The sequence below is a fragment of the Paraburkholderia sp. BL10I2N1 genome, from assembly GCF_004361815.1.
Classification (GTDB): domain Bacteria; phylum Pseudomonadota; class Gammaproteobacteria; order Burkholderiales; family Burkholderiaceae; genus Paraburkholderia.
Map to the genome: position 1 here is coordinate 3,808,863 of NZ_SNWA01000001.1, position 17,776 is coordinate 3,826,638.

At 64.8% G+C, this 17,776-nt stretch carries 12 protein-coding genes; 7 read left to right on the plus strand and 5 right to left on the minus strand.

Annotated features, from left to right (window positions below; all coding sequences use genetic code 11):
• Nucleotides 1–60 precede the first annotated feature (60 nt).
• The 4 genes from B0G77_RS17635 to B0G77_RS17650 form a co-directional block, all read right to left on the minus strand.
• Entirely contained in the window at nt 61–1,239 is a 1,179-nt protein-coding gene (locus tag B0G77_RS17635) for an acetyl-CoA C-acyltransferase (protein WP_133663258.1), read from the minus strand.
• 64 nt (nt 1,240–1,303) lie between these two features.
• Nucleotides 1,304–1,936, minus strand: coding sequence for a bifunctional nicotinamidase/pyrazinamidase (gene pncA, locus B0G77_RS17640; RefSeq protein WP_133663259.1), 633 nt, complete (start codon nt 1,934–1,936; stop codon nt 1,304–1,306).
• Nucleotides 1,937–1,961: 25 nt separating this feature from the next.
• Nucleotides 1,962–4,046: a 3-hydroxyacyl-CoA dehydrogenase NAD-binding domain-containing protein gene (locus B0G77_RS17645; RefSeq protein WP_133663260.1), complete on the minus strand. Its 2,085-nt coding sequence runs from the start codon at nt 4,044–4,046 to the stop codon at nt 1,962–1,964.
• Between the two features lie 178 nt (nt 4,047–4,224).
• Nucleotides 4,225–5,904 carry a 3-(methylthio)propionyl-CoA ligase gene (locus B0G77_RS17650; protein ID WP_133663261.1) on the minus strand — a complete coding sequence of 560 codons (1,680 nt, stop codon included), beginning with the start codon at nt 5,902–5,904 and terminating at the stop codon, nt 4,225–4,227.
• Between the two features lie 161 nt (nt 5,905–6,065).
• Here B0G77_RS17650 and B0G77_RS17655 point away from each other — a divergent pair, with 161 nt between their 5' ends.
• The 5 genes from B0G77_RS17655 (at nt 6,066) to B0G77_RS17675 (ending at nt 9,973) form a co-directional block, all read left to right on the plus strand.
• A complete protein-coding gene (locus B0G77_RS17655; protein ID WP_133663262.1) occupies nt 6,066–7,622 on the plus strand; it encodes a protein adenylyltransferase SelO in 1,557 nt (518 codons plus the stop codon).
• Nucleotides 7,623–7,713: 91 nt separating this feature from the next.
• Nucleotides 7,714–8,133, plus strand: coding sequence for a peptide-methionine (R)-S-oxide reductase MsrB (gene msrB / locus B0G77_RS17660; protein WP_133663263.1), 420 nt, complete (start codon nt 7,714–7,716; stop codon nt 8,131–8,133).
• Between the two features lie 202 nt (nt 8,134–8,335).
• A complete protein-coding gene (locus B0G77_RS17665) occupies nt 8,336–8,866 on the plus strand; it encodes a septation protein A (protein WP_133663264.1) in 531 nt (176 codons plus the stop codon).
• On the plus strand, nt 8,863–9,183 hold the full coding sequence (locus B0G77_RS17670; protein WP_133663265.1) for a BolA family protein: 321 nt from the start codon (nt 8,863–8,865) through the stop codon (nt 9,181–9,183). Before B0G77_RS17665 ends, B0G77_RS17670 begins: the two co-directional genes overlap by 4 nt.
• A 10-nt stretch (nt 9,184–9,193) precedes the next feature.
• Nucleotides 9,194–9,973: a peptidylprolyl isomerase gene (locus B0G77_RS17675; RefSeq protein WP_133663266.1), complete on the plus strand. Its 780-nt coding sequence runs from the start codon at nt 9,194–9,196 to the stop codon at nt 9,971–9,973.
• A 196-nt stretch (nt 9,974–10,169) separates the two neighbouring features.
• Here the strand turns inward: B0G77_RS17675 and purL are convergent, their stop codons facing one another.
• Complete coding sequence (purL, locus tag B0G77_RS17680; protein WP_133663267.1) at nt 10,170–14,237, minus strand: phosphoribosylformylglycinamidine synthase; 4,068 nt, start codon at nt 14,235–14,237, stop codon at nt 10,170–10,172.
• Between the two features lie 342 nt (nt 14,238–14,579).
• Between purL and B0G77_RS17685 the strand changes: the two genes are divergently transcribed.
• Complete coding sequence (locus B0G77_RS17685; RefSeq protein WP_133663268.1) at nt 14,580–15,881, plus strand: FAD-dependent oxidoreductase; 1,302 nt, start codon at nt 14,580–14,582, stop codon at nt 15,879–15,881.
• 139 nt (nt 15,882–16,020) lie between these two features.
• Nucleotides 16,021–17,592 (plus strand): NAD(P)H-hydrate dehydratase, encoded by a 1,572-nt coding sequence (locus B0G77_RS17690; protein ID WP_243751141.1) that lies wholly within the window; start codon nt 16,021–16,023, stop codon nt 17,590–17,592.
• Nucleotides 17,593–17,776: the final 184 nt, after the last annotated feature.

Sequence of the window (17,776 nt, forward strand, 5' to 3'; positions counted from 1 at the left end):
GGCCGGCGACGCAATACCGCGCCGCCGGCCCTCGGCATCGTCATGCAATCAATCACGCGATCAGACAACCTCGAACAACCCTGCCGCGCCCTGCCCGCCGCCGATGCACATCGTCACGACGACAAGCTTCGCGCCGCGCCGCTTGCCTTCGATGAGCGCATGTCCGGTGAGTCGCGCGCCGGACACACCATACGGGTGACCGACCGCAATTGCGCCGCCGCTCACGTTCAGGCGTTCGTTCGGAATGCCCAGCTTGTCGCGGCAATACAGCACCTGCACGGCGAACGCCTCGTTCAGTTCCCACAGGTCGATATCCTCGACCTTCAGACCCGCCTGCTTCAGCAGCTTCGGCACGGCGAACACGGGACCGATGCCCATTTCGTCAGGCTCGCATCCCGCGACCGCGAAGCCACGGAAAATGCCGAGTGGTTGCAGCCCTTCACGCTCGGCGACCTTCGCGTTCATCACGACACACGCCGATGCGCCGTCCGAGAACTGGCTCGCGTTGCCCGCGGTAATCACGCCGCCCGGCAGCGCGGTGCGAATCTTCGATACGCCTTCGAGCGTCGTGTCCGCGCGAATGCCTTCGTCGGCGGCGATCGTGACTTCCTTCGTGAACAGACGCCCGCTCGCCTTGTCAGCGACGCCGGCAAGCACTGTCATCGGTACGATTTCGTCGTTGAAGCGGCCCGCTTCGAGTGCGGCAGCCGCGCGCTGTTGCGACTGCACGCCGTATTCGTCCTGACGCTCCTTCGAGATCGAATAGCGTTTGGCGACGTTCTCGGCGGTCTGCAGCATCGACCAGTAGATTTCCGGCTTGTTCTGGCTGAGCCAACCTTCGGCCAGCATGTGGCGGTTCATTTCGTTCTGCACGCATGAGATCGATTCGACGCCGCCCGCGACGTACACGTCGCCCTCGCCGGCGATCACGCGCTGCGCTGCCAGCGCAATCGTCTGCAGCCCCGACGAGCAGAAGCGGTTGACGGTCATCCCCGGCACGCTGACCGGCAAGCCCGCGCGCAACACGATCTGCCGTGCGATGTTGGCGCCCGTCGCCCCTTCGGGATTCGCGCAGCCCATGATCACGTCTTCGACGCGCGCCGGGTCGAGCTTCGCGCGCGCGACCGCAGCCTGCGTCACGTGGCCGCCGAGCGTCGCGCCGTGTGTCATGTTGAAGGCGCCGCGCCACGATTTGGCAAGACCCGTGCGGGCGGTCGATACGATTACGGCGTCAGTCATGCATGTCTCCTGCTTCCTGTATGGGTGATGGTTCGCCGCGCCAGAGGGCTGGCGGCGATCTGCATCAGATCTTTGCCAACACGTCGGCGGCCTGCACGCGCGAGATACCCGCTGCGTGCAGTTGCTGCCAGGCGGCGTCGAGCGAACCGTTGAGATCGATCGCGCGGGATGCGTCTTCGATCAGTGCGACCTCAAAGCCTGCGGCGCGTGCATCGAGTGCGGACCACGCGACGCAATAGTCCGTCGCGAGGCCGCAGCACCAGACGCGTTTCACGCCGACGTCGCGCAGATAGCCAGTGAGGCCGGTCGGCGTCCTGCGATCCGCTTCGAGAAAAGCCGAATAGCTGTCGACGTCGACGTGATGGCCCTTGCGGATGACGAGCCGCGCATGCGGTATGTCGAGGTCACGATGCAGCGCCGCGCCCGGTGTGTTCTGCACACAGTGGGTCGGCCACAACACCTGTTCGCCGTACGGCAGCGTCATCATTTCGAACGGGCTGCGGCCCGCGTGATTTGCGGCGAATGAGATGTGTGAGGCCGGATGCCAGTCCTGCGTCAGCACGACGTGACTGAACGCACGCGCGAGCCGGTTTATCACCGGCACGACCTCGTCTCCACGCGCGACGGCCAGTGCGCCGCCGGGCATGAAATCGTTCTGCACATCGACCGCCAGCAGGACCTCATCGGTGCCTTTCATCCCGCTCTCCTTTCTACCGCTTCGCTCAACTGTTGAAGCCGCGGCCCTGCGCCGCCCGCTCGACGATTCGCGGCGCGATCTGCCAGGCGTCACCGTTCGGCTGCGCCGCGTAGCGGCGAATGGCCCGCTCGACGTTGTAGAGGCCGACGGTGTCCGCATAGAGCATCGGACCACCGCGCCACAGCGGGAAGCCATAGCCCGTCAGATAGACCATGTCGATATCCGACGCCTTCGACGCAATGCCTTCTTCGAGAATCTTCGCGCCTTCGTTGACGAGCGCGAACACCAGACGCTCGACGATTTCGTCGTCGCTGATCCTGCGGCGTTCGGCACCCGCTTCCTTCGAGTACGCGACGATCATCTCGTCGACGAGTTTCGACGGATGCGCCGCGCGGTCGCCAGCCTTGTAGTCGTACCAGCCGCCGCCCGTCTTCTGGCCGAAGCGCCCCATCTCGCACAGACGGTCGGCGATCTTCGAATAGTGCATGTCAGGGTGTTCCTGATAGCGGCGCTTGCGGATCGCCCAGCCGATATCGTTGCCGGCGAGGTCGCTCATGCGGAACGGACCCATTGCGAAGCCGAACTTCTCGATTGCGCGGTCGATCTGTGCGGGCAACGCCCCTTCCTCGAGCATGAAGAGCGCTTGACGGACGTACTGCTCGATCATCCGGTTGCCGATAAAGCCGTCGCAGACGCCCGACACCACGGCGGTCTTCTTGATCTTCTTCGCGATCTTCATGACCGTGGCAAGCACGTCTTTCGCCGTCTCCTTGCCGCGCACGACTTCGAGCAGCTTCATCACGTTGGCCGGGCTGAAGAAGTGCATGCCGACCACGTCCTGCGAACGCTTCGTGAATGCGGCGATCCTGTCGACATCGAGCGTCGACGTATTCGATGCGAGGATCGCGCCGGGTTTCGCCACTTCGTCGAGGCGTTTGAACACCTGCTCTTTCACGCCGAGTTCTTCGAATACGGCTTCGACGATGAGGTCGGCGCTCTTCAGGTCGTCGTACGAGAGCGTCGGCGTGATCAACGCCATGCGCTGCTCCAGCGCTTCGGCGGTGAGCTTGCCCTTCTTGACGCTCGCCTCGTAATTCTTGCGGATCGTCGCGACGCCGCGATCGAGCGCTTCCTGTTTCGTTTCAAGCAGCGTGACCGGCAGGCCCGCGTTGACGAAGTTCATCGCGATGCCGCCGCCCATCGTGCCAGCACCGATCACGGCGACCTGTCTGATCTCGCGGGCAGCCGTGTCCGACGGCACATCGGGAATCTTGCTCGCGGCACGCTCGCCGAAGAACGCATGACGCAGCGCGCGGCTTTCCGGCGTCTGCACGAGTGCCATGAAGCAATCGCGCTCGAACGCAAGACCCTTGTCGAAACCGTTCTTTGCACCGGCTTCAACGGCATCGATGCACTTGTGCGGCGCCGGGAAATTCTTCGCGATGCCCGCCACCGTGTTGCGCGCAAACTGGATAAAGCCTTCGGCGTTCGGATGTTCGATCTTGCGATCGCGCACGCGCGGATGCGGGCCCGGTTTCGCGCCAACCTTGCGCGCAAACGCCAGCGCGGCTTCGAGCAGATCGCCTTCGACGACCTCGTCGAAAAGCCCCGTGCCCGCCAGCTTCTCCGACATGACGGGCGTACCCGACACGATCATGTTGAGCGCGGCTTCGAGACCGATCGCCCGCGGCAGACGCTGCGTGCCGCCCGCGCCCGGCAGAATGCCGAGCTTCACTTCGGGAAGCGCGATCTGCGCGCCCGGCGCGGCGAGCCGGTAGTGCGTGCCCAGCGCGAGTTCCAGCCCGCCGCCCATCGCGACGCTGTGAATCGCCGCGACGACCGGCTTCGCGCTACCTTCGACGGCCTTGATGACCGTCCCGAGCGTCGGCTCCTGGGTCGCTTTGGGCGTGTTGAATTCGGTGATGTCCGCGCCGCCGGAAAAAGCCTTGCCGGCGCCCGTCAGCACGATGGCCGTCACCGACGGATCGTTCTGCGCGCGTTCGAGCCCTTCGACGATGCCCGCCCGCGTCGACAGACCGAGCCCGTTGACCGGCGGATTGTTGAGCGTAATGACGGCAACGCCGTCACGTGTCGAGTAGTCCACTGCCATGTGCCTGCCTCCATGCGCCTGGCTGCGCAAGATGTGTCCGTCGGTTCATTGTCCGACGCATTGTCCAAACATTCCAGGACCAGGAGGCAGAATACACAAAAAAGCACGCTCGTTCAATTTATTGCGCGCTTATTCGATATAGGGTTTGCCCGGAGGTACCCCGGGGGTCATATGCCGCTCAGGACGGCACCTTGAACGGGCAGTCCGCGATATCGAGCGCAGACGGCAGCACGTGTTCGCGGAACATCTCGCGCAGCTTGAGTTTTTGCAGCTTGCCGGTGGCCGTATGCGGCAGTTCGTCGACGAACACGACGTCGTCCGGAATCCACCACTTCGCGACTTTGCCCTCGTAGAACGCGAGCAGTTCCTCGCGCGTCACGTCGGCGCCCGGCCGTTTGACGATGACGAGGAGCGGCCGCTCGGTCCACTTCGGATGTGCGCAGGCGATGCAGGCGGCCTCCGCGACGGCCGGATGCGCGATCGCGACGTTCTCGAGATCGATCGAACTGATCCACTCGCCGCCGGACTTGATGACGTCCTTGCTGCGGTCGGTGATGTGCAGAAAACCGTCCGGGTCGATGGTTGCCACGTCGCCGGTCGGGAACCAGCCGTCGACGAGCGGTGAGTCATCTTTCTGGAAATAACGCTTGATCACCCACGGGCCGCGCACATGCAGGTCGCCGAATGCCACACCGTCCCATGGAAGATCCCGGCCATCATCGCCGACGATTTTCATGTCGACGCCGTACATCACGTGCCCCTGCTTTTCGCGCAGCTTGCGCTGTTCGTCAGGCGGCCGCTGCGATTGCTCCCACGTCAGTTTCGCGAGCGTGCCAAGCGGTGACATCTCGGTCATGCCCCACGCATGGATGACCTCGACGCCGTAGTCGTCCTCGAACGTGCGCAGCATCGCTGGCGGACATGCGGAACCGCCGATCACGGTGCGCTGCAGCGTCGAAAACCGTACGCCCGCTTCCTTCATGTAGTTGAGCAGGCCCAGCCAGACGGTCGGTACACCGGCGGAGTACGTGACGCCTTCGGCTTCCATCAACTCGAAAAGCGACTTGCCATCGAGATCCTTGCCGGGAAAGACCAGCTTCGCGCCCGTCAACGGCGCCGAGTGCGGAATGCCCCAGGCGTTCACATGAAACATCGGCACCACCGGCAACACCGAATCGCGCGCCGACAGACACATCGCATCCGGCAGCGAGGCGCCGAACGCGTGCAGCACCGTCGAGCGATGCGAATACAGCGCACCCTTCGGATTGCCGGTCGTGCCTGATGTGTAGCAGAGGTAGGACGCCTGGCGTTCGTCGAGCGGTGGCCAGCCGAAAGCGCCGTCATGCGGTTCGAGCAGCGTCTCGTAGCTGATGAGCGCCGTTGACGTCGGCATCGGCAGGTGCGGCAGATGCGCTTCATCGGCGAGTGCGATCCAGCCGCGCACGTTCGGACAGCGCGGCGCAAGACAATCGACGAGCGGCGCGAACGTCGTGTCGAACATGACGTAGCTGTCCTGCGCGTCGTTGATGATCCACGCGATCTGGTCGGGGAAGAGCCGCGGGTTGATCGTATGGCAGACGGCACCGAAGCCCGTCGTCCCGTAATAGACCTCGAGATGCCGGTAACCATTCCATGCGAGCGTGCCGATCCGCTCGCCCGGCTGCACGCCAAGGCCGATCAGCGCCTGCGCCAGCCGCTTCGCACGCGTCTCGCAATCGCGATACGTGTAGCGATGCATGTCGCCCTCGATCCGGCGCGACACGATCTCCGTACTGCCGAAGTGCCGCGCGGCATGCGCGATCAGCGAGGACACGGTGAGCGGCACATCCATCATCTGTCCCAGCAGCGGCGTTGTCATGTCTTTTGTCTCCTCGCCCAGTCGCGTGTAAGCCTTCAGGTCGGGCGCTTCTCGCACGGTTGCCGGATGGCCGCCCCACCCATACCAGGGTGAAGCAGGAAGCCGGCCAGCAGGCCCGTGGGCGCGGACTTACAATATCGGCTAAACGTGAGGCTCTCAATATGTCGTTTTCCCCAAGCAACTCCGGCCTGTCAGAGCCAATGTCGGCCCTGGCCGGCTCGATTGGAAGCCAACGCGAAGGCGCGTTTGCCCAGCTCGGCACCGCCTTCATGACGCGTCTGCCGGCAGCGCCTCTATCGGCCCCGTACATCGTGGGCTTCGCCGCCGAAACGGCCGCCCTGCTCGGTTTCGATGCGACACTTGCCCAGGATCCAGGCTTCGCCGAGTACTTCTCCGGCAACACCACCCGCGACTGGCCCGCGCAGACCTTGCCTTATGCATCGGTATATTCCGGGCACCAGTTTGGCGTTTGGGCGGGGCAACTGGGCGATGGCCGCGCGCTCGGGCTTGGCGAAGTCGAACACAACGGCAAGCGGTACGAACTGCAACTCAAGGGCAGCGGCCGGACGCCGTATTCGCGCATGGGCGACGGCCGCGCGGTGTTGCGTTCGTCGATCCGCGAATTCCTGTGTTCGGAAGCGATGCACCACCTTGGTATTCCGACCACGCGCGCGCTCTGCGTGATCGGCTCCGACCAGCCGGTGCGCCGCGAAGAGCTGGAAACGGCGGCCGTGGTGACGCGCGTCGCGCCGAGCTTCGTGCGCTTTGGACACTTCGAGCACTTCTATTCGAACGATCGCGTCGACGCATTGCGTTCGCTGGCAGATCACGTGATCGACCGTTTCTATCCCGCCGCGAGGCATGCCGACGATCCCTATCTCGCGCTGCTGAACGAAGCGGTGCTGTCGACGGCGGACCTGCTCGCCCAATGGCAGGCGGTCGGCTTCTGCCACGGCGTGATGAACACGGACAACATGTCGATCCTCGGCCTGACGATCGACTACGGTCCGTTCGGTTTCATGGATGCGTTCGATGCGAACTACATCTGCAACCACTCCGATACGCAGGGCCGCTACGCCTACAGAATGCAGCCGCAGATCGCCTACTGGAACCTCTTCTGTCTGGCACAGGGCCTCCTGCCCCTCCTCGGCCAGCAGCACGAAGACAGCGTGCGCGGCGAACGCGCGGTGGAAGATGCGCAACGGGTGCTCGAGGGATTCAAAGGCCGCTTTGCACCCGCGCTCGAACGGCGGATGCGCGACAAGCTCGGTCTCGAAACCGAACGTCCCGGCGACGATCAGCTTGCCAACCGGCTGTTCGAAATCATGCACGCGAACCGTGCGGACTTCACGTTGACGTTCCGCCATCTGGCGCGGGTTTCGAAGCTCGATGCGAGCCAGGATGCGCCGGTGCGCGACCTGTTCCTCGACCGCGCGGCGTTCGACACCTGGGTGAACGACTACCGCGCGAGGCTGTCCGAAGAAACACGCGATGACACCGCGCGGGCCATTGCAATGAACCGGGTGAACCCCAAATTCGTACTTCGCAATCACCTTGCGGAAACCGCGATCCGTAAGGCGAAGGAAAAGGACTTCTCCGAAGTCGAACGGCTGGCGGCGGTGCTACGCCGTCCGTTCGACGAGCAACCCGAGCACGAAGCGTATGCGGCGCTGCCGCCCGACTGGGCGAGTTCGCTCGAAGTCAGTTGCTCGTCGTGAAGCCCGCCTGGATCCCGATGCCCTGAGCCGGCCGCACGCACAGACTTCGTGAGCGACCGGTCCAGCCCCTCCTATCGACAGGAACCTGACCATGAACCCAGACGATCTCAAGACCGACTTGCCCCCCGTGCAGAAAGACGACGCCGAATGGCGCGAGCAGCTTTCCGAGACCGAATACCAGGTGACGCGCCACGCCGCCACCGAGCGCCCGTTCACCGGCCGCTACTGGGACCACTTCGAGCGGGGCGTGTACGACTGCGTCTGTTGCGGCACGCCGCTCTTCGAATCGGACACGAAGTTCGACGCCGGCTGCGGCTGGCCGAGCTACTTCAAGCCGATCAACGGCGAGGTGATCGCCGAGAAGACCGACCGCTCGCACGGCATGCTGCGTATCGAGGTGCAGTGCAAGAACTGCGGCGCGCACCTCGGCCATGTATTCGAAGACGGTCCCGCTCCAACCGGCCTTCGGTACTGTATCAATTCGGCTGCGTTACAATTCGACCCCAAGTAACAGACGCCGGTCGCGGCGGCGCTTCTGACAGGCGGGCTCCTTCTGTACTGTGGCGCCGCGCCCGGGCTGCTGAACGGCATTCCCGTCCAGTCGCCTGGCGGCCGCTGGCGGACCGACCGTAGCGGGTACGGACAACGGGCGCCCACGCGCCCCTCGTTGAGCCCTTATTGAGCGTTTCACTCCCCCGATTGCCGACCCGATAATGAAATTCCTGTTCGACCTGTTCCCGATCATCCTGTTCTTTGTCGCGTTCAAGATCTGGGGCATTTTTACGGCGACGGCCGTCGCCATCGTCGCCACGCTCGTGCAGATCGCCTTTGTGGCATTCCGGCATCGCAAGGTCGATCCGATGCTGTGGGTGAGCCTCGGCGTCGTCACGGTGTTCGGCGGCGCGACGCTCGTGCTGCATAACGACACCTTCATCAAGTGGAAGCCGACCGTGCTTTACTGGGCGTTTTCGGTCGCGCTGATCGTGTCGCAGCTGGCGTTCAGCAAGAACCTGATCGAAGCGATGATGGGCAAGCAGATCACGCTGCCGCACCGCGTGTGGGCCCAGCTGAATATCGTGTGGGCGGTGTTTTTCGTGCTGCTCGGCATCGTCAACCTGTTCGTCGCCTATCACTTCTCCACCGACGCGTGGGTCAACTTCAAGCTGTTTGGCGCGACTGGCTGCCTCGTGGTGTTCATCGTCGGCCAGAGCCTGTGGCTCGCCAGATACATGAAGGAGGAGTGACCGTGAGCCACGACGTCTTCCTCAACACCACCACGGCCGAGCGCGTCGCGCTGATCGAGGCGCGCCTCGCGGCCGCACTCGCGCCGGTCGTTTCAATCGATGTGCGCGATGACAGCGCGCAGCACGCTGGCCATGCGGGTGCCGCAGCCGGCGGTCATTTCAGCGTCACGATCGTCGCCGCGGCATTCGCCGGCAAGGCCCGCGTAGCAAGGCACCGCATGGTGTATGATGCGCTGGCCGATGGCATGCAGCGCGGCATCCATGCACTCGCAATCACGGCTTACACGCCAGAAGAATTCGATTTGTTGTCCCGTTAGGAAACTTCCGATGACCTTGAAGAACACCCGCTCATGGGTATTGCTGGCTGCGTTCTCGGCAGCGCCTGCGTTTGCGCAGAACATCGCCGTCGTGAACGGCACGCCGATTCCGAAAGCACGCGCCGATGCGTTGGTCCAGCAGCTCGTCCATCAGGGCCAGCAGGACACGCCGCAACTGCAGATGGCCGTTCGCGAAGAACTGGTCAACCGTGAAATCCTGATGCAGGAAGCGGCCCGTCGCGGTATTCCGACGCGTCCGGACGTGAAGGCGCAGATCGCCGTCGCGCAACAGACCGTCGTGCTGCGCGCACTCATCGAAGACTTCGTCAAGAATAACGCGCCGACCGACGCCGAAGTCAAGGCACGCTATGACGATCTCGTGAAAGGCGCGGGCGGTCAGGAATATCACCTGCACCACATCCTCGTCGACAACGAGCAGCAGGCCAAAGACCTGATCGCGAAGATCAAGGCCGGCGCAAGCTTCGAAGACCTCGCAAAGCAATTCTCGAAGGATCCGGGATCGGGCAAGAACGGCGGCGACCTCGACTGGTCGGACCCGAAGGCCTATGTGCCGGAATTCGCCGACGCAGCCACGAAGCTGAAGAAAGGCGAGATGACCGATACGCCGGTACACACGCAGTTCGGCTGGCACATCATCCGTCTCGACGACACACGCGCGATCGCGCCGCCGCCGCTCGAGCAGGTGAAGCCGCAGGTCGTGCAGCAGATGCAGCAGGAAAAGCTGCAGGCGTTCGAAGAAGGCCTGCGCAAGAACGCGAAAATCCAGTAAGTCGCGTTGGCGGCCCTGCGGGGCAGCCGGACAGGGCTCCTATACGGGGGTTCCTATACGGGGGTTCCCATACGGGGGCTCCCAGGTGTTTTCCGGCTTCAGAAACGACAATGCCGCCCGAGGGCGGCATTGTCGTTTTCAGGTTCAAGACATGGACCAGGCGCACCTTTCGGCGCGCCCCGGTCTTCGTCCCGCCTTAGCCGAGCCAGCGGCGCGCGTTCTGGAACACACGCATCCACGGGCTTGCTTCGCCCCAGCCCTCTGGGTGCCAGCTCATCGTCACCGTGCGGTGCACGCGCTCGGTATGCGGCATCAGCACAGTGAAGCGGCCGTCAGGCGTCGTCACCGACGTGATGCCTTGCGGCGAACCATTCGGGTTGAACGGATACTGTTCGGTAGCCTGGCCACGGTGATCGACGTAGCGCATTGCCACCGCCACGCGCGATGCGTCACCCTGCTGCGAAAAGTCTGCGAAACCTTCGCCGTGCGCAACAGCCACCGGAATCCGCGAGCCTTCCATGCCGGCGAAGAAGATCGACGGCGACGTCTGCACTTCGACCAGCGAGAAGCGCGCCTCGAATTTCTCCGACTTGTTGCGCGTGAACTTCGGCCATGCGTCCGCGCCCGGAATCATCGACGCGAGGCTGCTCATCATCTGGCAGCCATTGCAGATACCGAGTGCAAACGTGTCCGCGCGACCGAAGAACGTAGCGAACATGTCGGCGAGCTGCGGATTGAAGCGGATCGTCTTCGCCCAACCTTCGCCGGCGCCGAGCACGTCGCCATACGAGAAGCCGCCGCAGGCCACTGCACCCGCGAAATCGGCCAGCGTCGCGCGGCCGGAGAGCAGGTCGCTCATGTGCACATCGTGCGCATCGAAACCGGCGCGATCGAATGCGTAGGCCGTTTCGAGGTGTGAGTTCACACCCTGCTCGCGCAGGACCGCGACACGTGGACGGGCACCCTTCGCGATGAACGGCGCGGCAATGTCTTCGGCGGGATCGAAGCCCAGATGCGCCGTGATGCCAGGATCCGACGCGTCGAGCAGCATGTCGTGTTCAGCATCGGCGCACGCGGGGTTGTCACGCAGACGCGCAATCCGCCAGCTGACTTCGTCCCACGCGCGGTGCAGTTCGGTGCGCGGTGCTTCGTAGATCTTCTTCGCATCGCGCCACACTTCGAGCGTGTCGCGGTCGTTCGGCTTGCCGATCACGTGCGAGCACGCCGACAAACCCTGCTCACGCAACGCGGCCAACACCGCATCGCGATCCGAGGTGCGCACCTGGATCACTGCGCCGAGTTCTTCGGAGAAGAGCGCGCGGATCGTGCGGTCGTCGCGACGGCCGCTCGTCTGTTTCGCCCAGTCTTTCGCGTCGCCGTAGTCGAATTCGTGATTCGGATCGAGCGTCAGCATGTCGACATTCAGCGACACACCTACGTGCCCCGCAAACGCCATTTCGCAGACCGTCGCCCACAGGCCGCCGTCCGAGCGGTCATGGTACGCAAGCAGCCGGTCTTGACCATTCAGTTCCTGAATCGCGGCAAAGAAGCGCTTCAGGTCTTCCGAATCGTCGACGTCGGGCACCGAATCGCCCACCTGCTGCGTCACCTGCGCGAGAATGCTCGCGCCGAGACGATGCTTGCCGCGGCCAAGGTCGATCGCGATCAGGACGGTGTCGCCCACTTCGTCGGCACGGCGCAGTTGCGGCGTCAGATGGCGACGCACGTCCTCGACCGGCGCGAATGCCGAGATGATCAGCGACACGGGGGCGACCACTTCCTTCGCTACGCCGCTGTCTTCCCACTTCGTGCGCATCGACAGCGAATCCTTGCCGACCGGGATGCCGATGCCCAACGCCGGGCAGAGCTCCATGCCGATCGCCTTCACGGTGTCGTAGAGCGCCGCGTCTTCGCCGGGGCTGCCGCATGCGGCCATCCAGTTGGCCGACAGCTTGAGCTTGTCCAGCGAGACGATCGGTGCCGCAGCGATGTTCGTCACCGCCTCGCCGACCGCCATGCGGCCCGACGCGGGCGCGTTGATCACGGCGAGCGGCGTGCGTTCGGCCATCGTCATTGCTTCGCCGCGGAAGCCCGCGTAGTCCGCCGCCGTGATCGCGCAGTCCGCAACCGGCACCTGCCAGGGACCGACCATCTGGTCACGCACGCTCGTGCTGCCCACCGAGCGGTCGCCGATCGTGATCAGGAACGACTTGCTCGCCACCGTCGGGTGACGCAGCACGCTCACGGCCAGTTCCGACAGGTTCAGGCCGGTCACGTCGACCGGCTGCAGGTTCACCGGTTCGCGCCTGACATCGCGATGCATGCGCGGCGGCTTACCGAGCAGGACTTCCATCGGCATATCGACCGGCTGATGGGCATTCGCATCGCGTTCGCCGGCATCGATCAGCTTCAGTTGACGTTCGGCAGTCGCCACGCCAATGACGGCGAACGGGCAACGCTCGCGCTCGCAGATCGCCGCGAACTCATCGAGATCGGCAGGCGCAATAGCGAGCACGTAGCGCTCCTGCGCCTCGTTAGACCAGATTTCGCGGGGTGACAAACCGCTCTCTTCCAGCTGAATCTTGCGCAATTCGAAGCGCGCGCCCTTGTCTGCGCCATCGACGAGTTCCGGGAACGCATTCGACAGTCCGCCCGCGCCGACGTCGTGAATGCTCAGGATCGGGTTGTTCTCGCCCAACTGCCAGCAGCCATTGATGACTTCCTGCGCGCGCCGTTCGATTTCCGGGTTGCCGCGCTGCACCGAATCGAAGTCGAGTTCAGCGGTGTTCGTGCCGGTCGCCATCGAGCTGGCTGCGCCACCGCCCATGCCGATCCGCATGCCCGGGCCGCCGATCTGGATCAGCAGCGACCCTTCCGGCAGATCGTGTTTGTGGGTGTGCTGGTCGGCGATATTGCCGATGCCGCCCGCGATCATGATCGGCTTGTGATAGCCGCGCACGCGGCCCGCCACGTTCTGTTCGTAGACGCGGAAATAGCCGCCGAGATTCGGCCGGCCAAATTCGTTGTTGAACGCGGCTCCGCCGAGCGGGCCGTCGATCATGATCTGCAGCGGCGACGCGATGCGGTCCGGGCGGCCGTACGTCTCCTGCTGTTCCGCGCTATTGCGATGGGCGACCGGCTGTGCGGCGTCGCGATCGTTTTCCCACGCTTCGCGGGCATCCGGCAGATCGAGGTTCGATACGGTGAAACCCGTGAGACCCGCCTTCGGACGCGCACCACGGCCCGTCGCGCCTTCGTCGCGGATTTCGCCACCGGCACCCGTCGCAGCACCCGGGAACGGCGAGATCGCGGTCGGGTGGTTATGCGTTTCCACCTTCATCAGCGTATGCGTGAGCTCGGTATGGCGACCGAAATGCTCAGGCAGTTCGCCTTGCTTCGTGGGCTTGCGCGGGAACCAGCGCTCGGCCATCCCGCCCACCATGATCGACGAGTTGTCCGAATACGCGACAATCGTGCCTTGCGGGCTGAGCTTCTCGGTATTGCGGATCATGTTGAAGAGCGAAATATCCTGCTCTTCGCCGTCGATCGTCCATTGCGCGTTGAAAATCTTGTGACGGCAGTGCTCGCTGTTCGCCTGCGCGAACATCATCAGTTCGACATCGGTCGGGTTGCGGCCGAGCTTCGTGAAGGCGTCGACGAGGTAGTCGATTTCGTCGTCGGCGAGCGCAAGGCCCAGTTCCGTGTTCGCGGCTTCCAGCGCGGCGCGGCCGTTCGCCAGCACGTCGACGGTTTGCAGCGGCCTCGCCGGCAGTTCGTCGAACAGGTGCATGGCGTGATCGCGTGAAGGCGCGACGCTTTCGGTCATGCGATCGTGCAGCGCGTCGGCAACGGCGGCGTGCGCTTCGTCGGACAGCGCTTTCTTTCCGCCCAGCAGCCCTGACTTCAGGATCACGGTGTACTCGACGCCGCGCTCGATCCGGCGCACGTGCGTAAGGCCGCAGTGATGCGCGATGTCGGTTGCCTTGCTCGCCCACGGCGACACCGTGCCAAAGCGCGGGACCACGAGGAAGGTTTCCGCCGTGCCACGCTCTTTCGCTTCATCGAACGGCGCGCCGTAGTGCATCAGCGCTTCGATCTTCGCGCTGTCGTCAGCGGAAAGCGGCGTCGTGGCGTTGACGAAGTGCAGGTATTGTCCGCGCACGCCGATGATGTTGGCGTCGATACGGGTGAGCGTATCCAGCAGACGGGTTTGACGGAAATCGGAAAGGGCCGAAGCGCCGGGGAAACACGAGAAGTGGGCCATGGACTTGACGTTGCGTCGCTCAGTTGCGTCTCAGTTGCGTCGCTCAATTGCGTTGCTGAGTCGCGCGTGCGGGCGACGAGAGGCGAAAGGAAGTCCGAGATTATAACCCGGGAAGGCCCGTCAGACCTGGCTGATGTGGCATGACGGCTACCACGGCGGCCGCCCCGAAGGCGGGCTCCGGCGCGGCCCGGCAACGTGCGGCGGCGTGGCGGTTCGTCCCGTTTGACTGCTATCATTCGCCCTTTCACCAGATCGGCGCTGCAGCACGGCTGCGTTGCGCCGCATGCCACGCTGGCGGGGAACGCCGGGTAGTAAGCGTCCCGCCGGCAAATCGAATCAATCATGGATGTCATTGTCATCGGCGGCGGGATAGTCGGCGTCGCCACTGCTTATCAACTGCGCGCGGCCGGGCATCGGGTATGCGTCGTCGAGCGCCACGCGACTGTCGCGCAGGGCGCGACCTACGGCCATGGGGGCACCGTGCTGCCCAGCCCCCTCGACGTCTGGTTCGGCCCGACTTTCATGCAGAACCGGCGCGCGGTGAAAAATGGTGTCATCAGCAAAGTCGGCTTCAATTCCACCGCGCGCGATTTCGTCAAACGTCTCGCGAAGCTGCACGAACCGGAAGCATTCGGACAGCAGTTCGCGCGGCTGCGCCCGCTGATCGAACTGGCGCGCGACACGCTCGCCGATATCGAAACGCGCTTCGGACTCGAATTCGAGCAGCGTAGCGGCATGCTGCACGTGGTCCGGTCGGCCCGCGAGTGGGAACTGACCCAGCCGGCACTCGATCTCCTTCGCCAGTTCGAAGTCCCGCACCACGTGCTGACGCCGGCCGAGTGCGCCGCGCTCGAGCATTCGGTGCCGACCGACCCCGAATTCGCCGGCGGTGTTTACTTCGACTCGGAGCGCACGGCCAATTGCCCGCTGTTCGCGAAGCTCGTGAAGCAGTTGCTGGACGAAGAAGGCGGCGTCACGTTCCTGAACGGCCGCGAAGTGGCTGCGATCCGGGTCGACAACCAGCGGGCAGCCGTCGAACTGACACCGCACGCCGGCGAACCGACCCGTTCACGCGAAGTCGACGTGATCGCTGCCGATGCGATCGTCGTGGCCGCTGGCGTCGGCACCTTGCCACTGCTGGAGAAGCTCGGCCTGCGTCTGCCGTTGCATCCGCTGCGGCTGCATACGCTCGCGGCGCCGGTCGCTCATGAAGAATGTGTGCCGCATATGACGGTGATCGACGCCGTCAAACGCATTACGATCACGCGCATGAATCACCGCTTGCGGGTCGCCGGCGGCGCCGTACTGCAACCTGCGAGCCAGACCGACAAGCCGCTCGGCGAGCCGCTGACGAAAGAAGCCCTCGCGCTGCTCGGCCAGGCCACCCATGACTGGATTCCCGGCGCGGCGAAAATATCGGCGGCATTGCCTTGGGAAGGCCTGAAGCTACTGTCGCCGGATGGCCTGCCGGTCGTGGGCAATGCGCACCATCCACGACTCTTCGTCAATGCCGGGCATGGCCCGGCTGGTTGGGGCCTCGCGTGCGGGTCTGCTAAAGTAATCGCTGATCTCATCGCCGGAGCCACGCCGGACGTCCCGCCCGATACGCTCGCCGCGATGCGGCCGGAGCGGTTCCGGGATTAGTATCGCGCGCTCCGTCCGGGCGGCGCCCTTCGACGCGCTGTGGCGCCGGTGGGGGTGATCGGGGTAGTCGACGGTCGTCCTTGTCCGACGCCATTTCGCTTTCGCCTGTCTCTGTCCTGCTGCCGCCATGACCGATGCCATGCAGTCCGCCTCGCCCGAAGTGCCCGCCCTCGTCAATCCGCACGACCGTCCACTGCCGCTCCTCTTCGTTGCCGGGTTACGCGCGCTTGAACAGGAAGCGGCCGCCACGCTACCCGAGCACGCGCTGATGGGCCGCGCAGGCGCGGCCGCCGCACGCTTTCTACTCGATCAGATCGGACACGACGGCTCCGTCTTCACGGATCACCCGGTGTGGCTCGTCGCGGGCCCAGGCAATAACGGCGGCGACGCCCTCGTCGTCGCGACCGAATTGCGCCGCGCCGGCGTCGCCGTGGATGTCTGCATGCCCGTCGAGGTCAAACCGGACGACGCCCGCTGGGCTCTCGCCGCCGCGCGTGTGGCCGGCGTACCGATTTCCACGACGCCGCCAGCGTCGTTCGACGCCTACGGCTGGCTCGTCGACGGCATGTTCGGCATCGGACTCGCACGACCGCTCGATGGCGTGTTCGCAACGCTTGCGCAACAGCTCACGGAGCGCGCACGCGGACAAGGCCGAGTGCTCGCGCTCGATGTTCCCAGCGGGCTCGACAGCGATACCGGCAATGTCGTCGGCAATGGGGCGGCAGTTCGGGCAACGCACACCGTCACCTTCATCGGCGCGAAGCCCGGCCTGTACATGACGTCCGGGCGCGACCTGGCCGGGTCCGTCACCGTCGCGCCGATTGGGCTCGACGCCACCGGCCGGACACAGGTGCAACTCAACGCGCCAGCCCTTTTTGCGCCCTTCCTGCCGCCACGCGATTTCGCGACAAACAAGGGCACGTTCGGCAGTCTCGCGGTGGTCGGAGGCGATACGGGCATGTGCGGAGCGCCAATTCTCGCGGCCCGCGCCGCCCTCTATGCAGGGGCGGGCAAGGTGCACGTCGCGTTCGTCGGCAGCGGCGCGCCGGCGTACGATCCGCCGCATCCCGAACTGATGCTGCATGCCATCGACGCGCTCGCGCTCGATTCGATGGATGCGCTCGCGATCGGCTGCGGCATGGGCCACCGCGACCGCGCGTCGGTCACCCTGCACGACGCATTGGCGCTCGAGGTGCCGACGCTGCTCGACGCCGACGCGCTCAATCTGCTGGCGAAAGACGACGCGCTGGCGGAAGCGCTCGAAGCGCGCGGCACGCAGCACGGCAATCCGTGTGTGCTCACGCCGCATCCGCTCGAAGCAGCGCGCCTGCTGGGCTCGGATGCGCGCGCCGTGCAAAGCGATCGCCTCGCGGCCGCGCGTTCGCTTGCCGCGCGCTATGCGAGCGTCATCGTACTGAAAGGAGCCGGCACGGTGATTGCCGCACCCGACGGCCGCATTGCGATCAATCCGACCGGCAATGCCGCCCTCGCGACCGGCGGCACCGGCGACGTGCTCGGCGGCCTGGTCGGCGCGCTGCTGGCACAGCAGCTGCCGCAGTACGAAGCGGCGCTTGCGGGCGTCTATCTGCACGGCCTCGCCGCCGATACGCTGACTGCCAGCGGCTGCGGCCCCGCCGGACTCACTGCCGGCGAACTCGCGCCTATGGTCCGAACGCTCTTGAACCGGCTGTTCTATCCATCCCTTACCTGAGCCGCGTGCGCAAGCGCCCCGCCGCGCTTCGGCTTCGCATGCATCCAATCCCACAATCTGAAGTCCACGAGTGTGCTGCTGCTGTCATCCAGTGCCGCTATACTGATTGATCGCGTCGCCGGATCGATCGCCGCGTCGGCACGGCATCGAACACGACGATCCGAAGGCGCTCCAAAGCCTCACC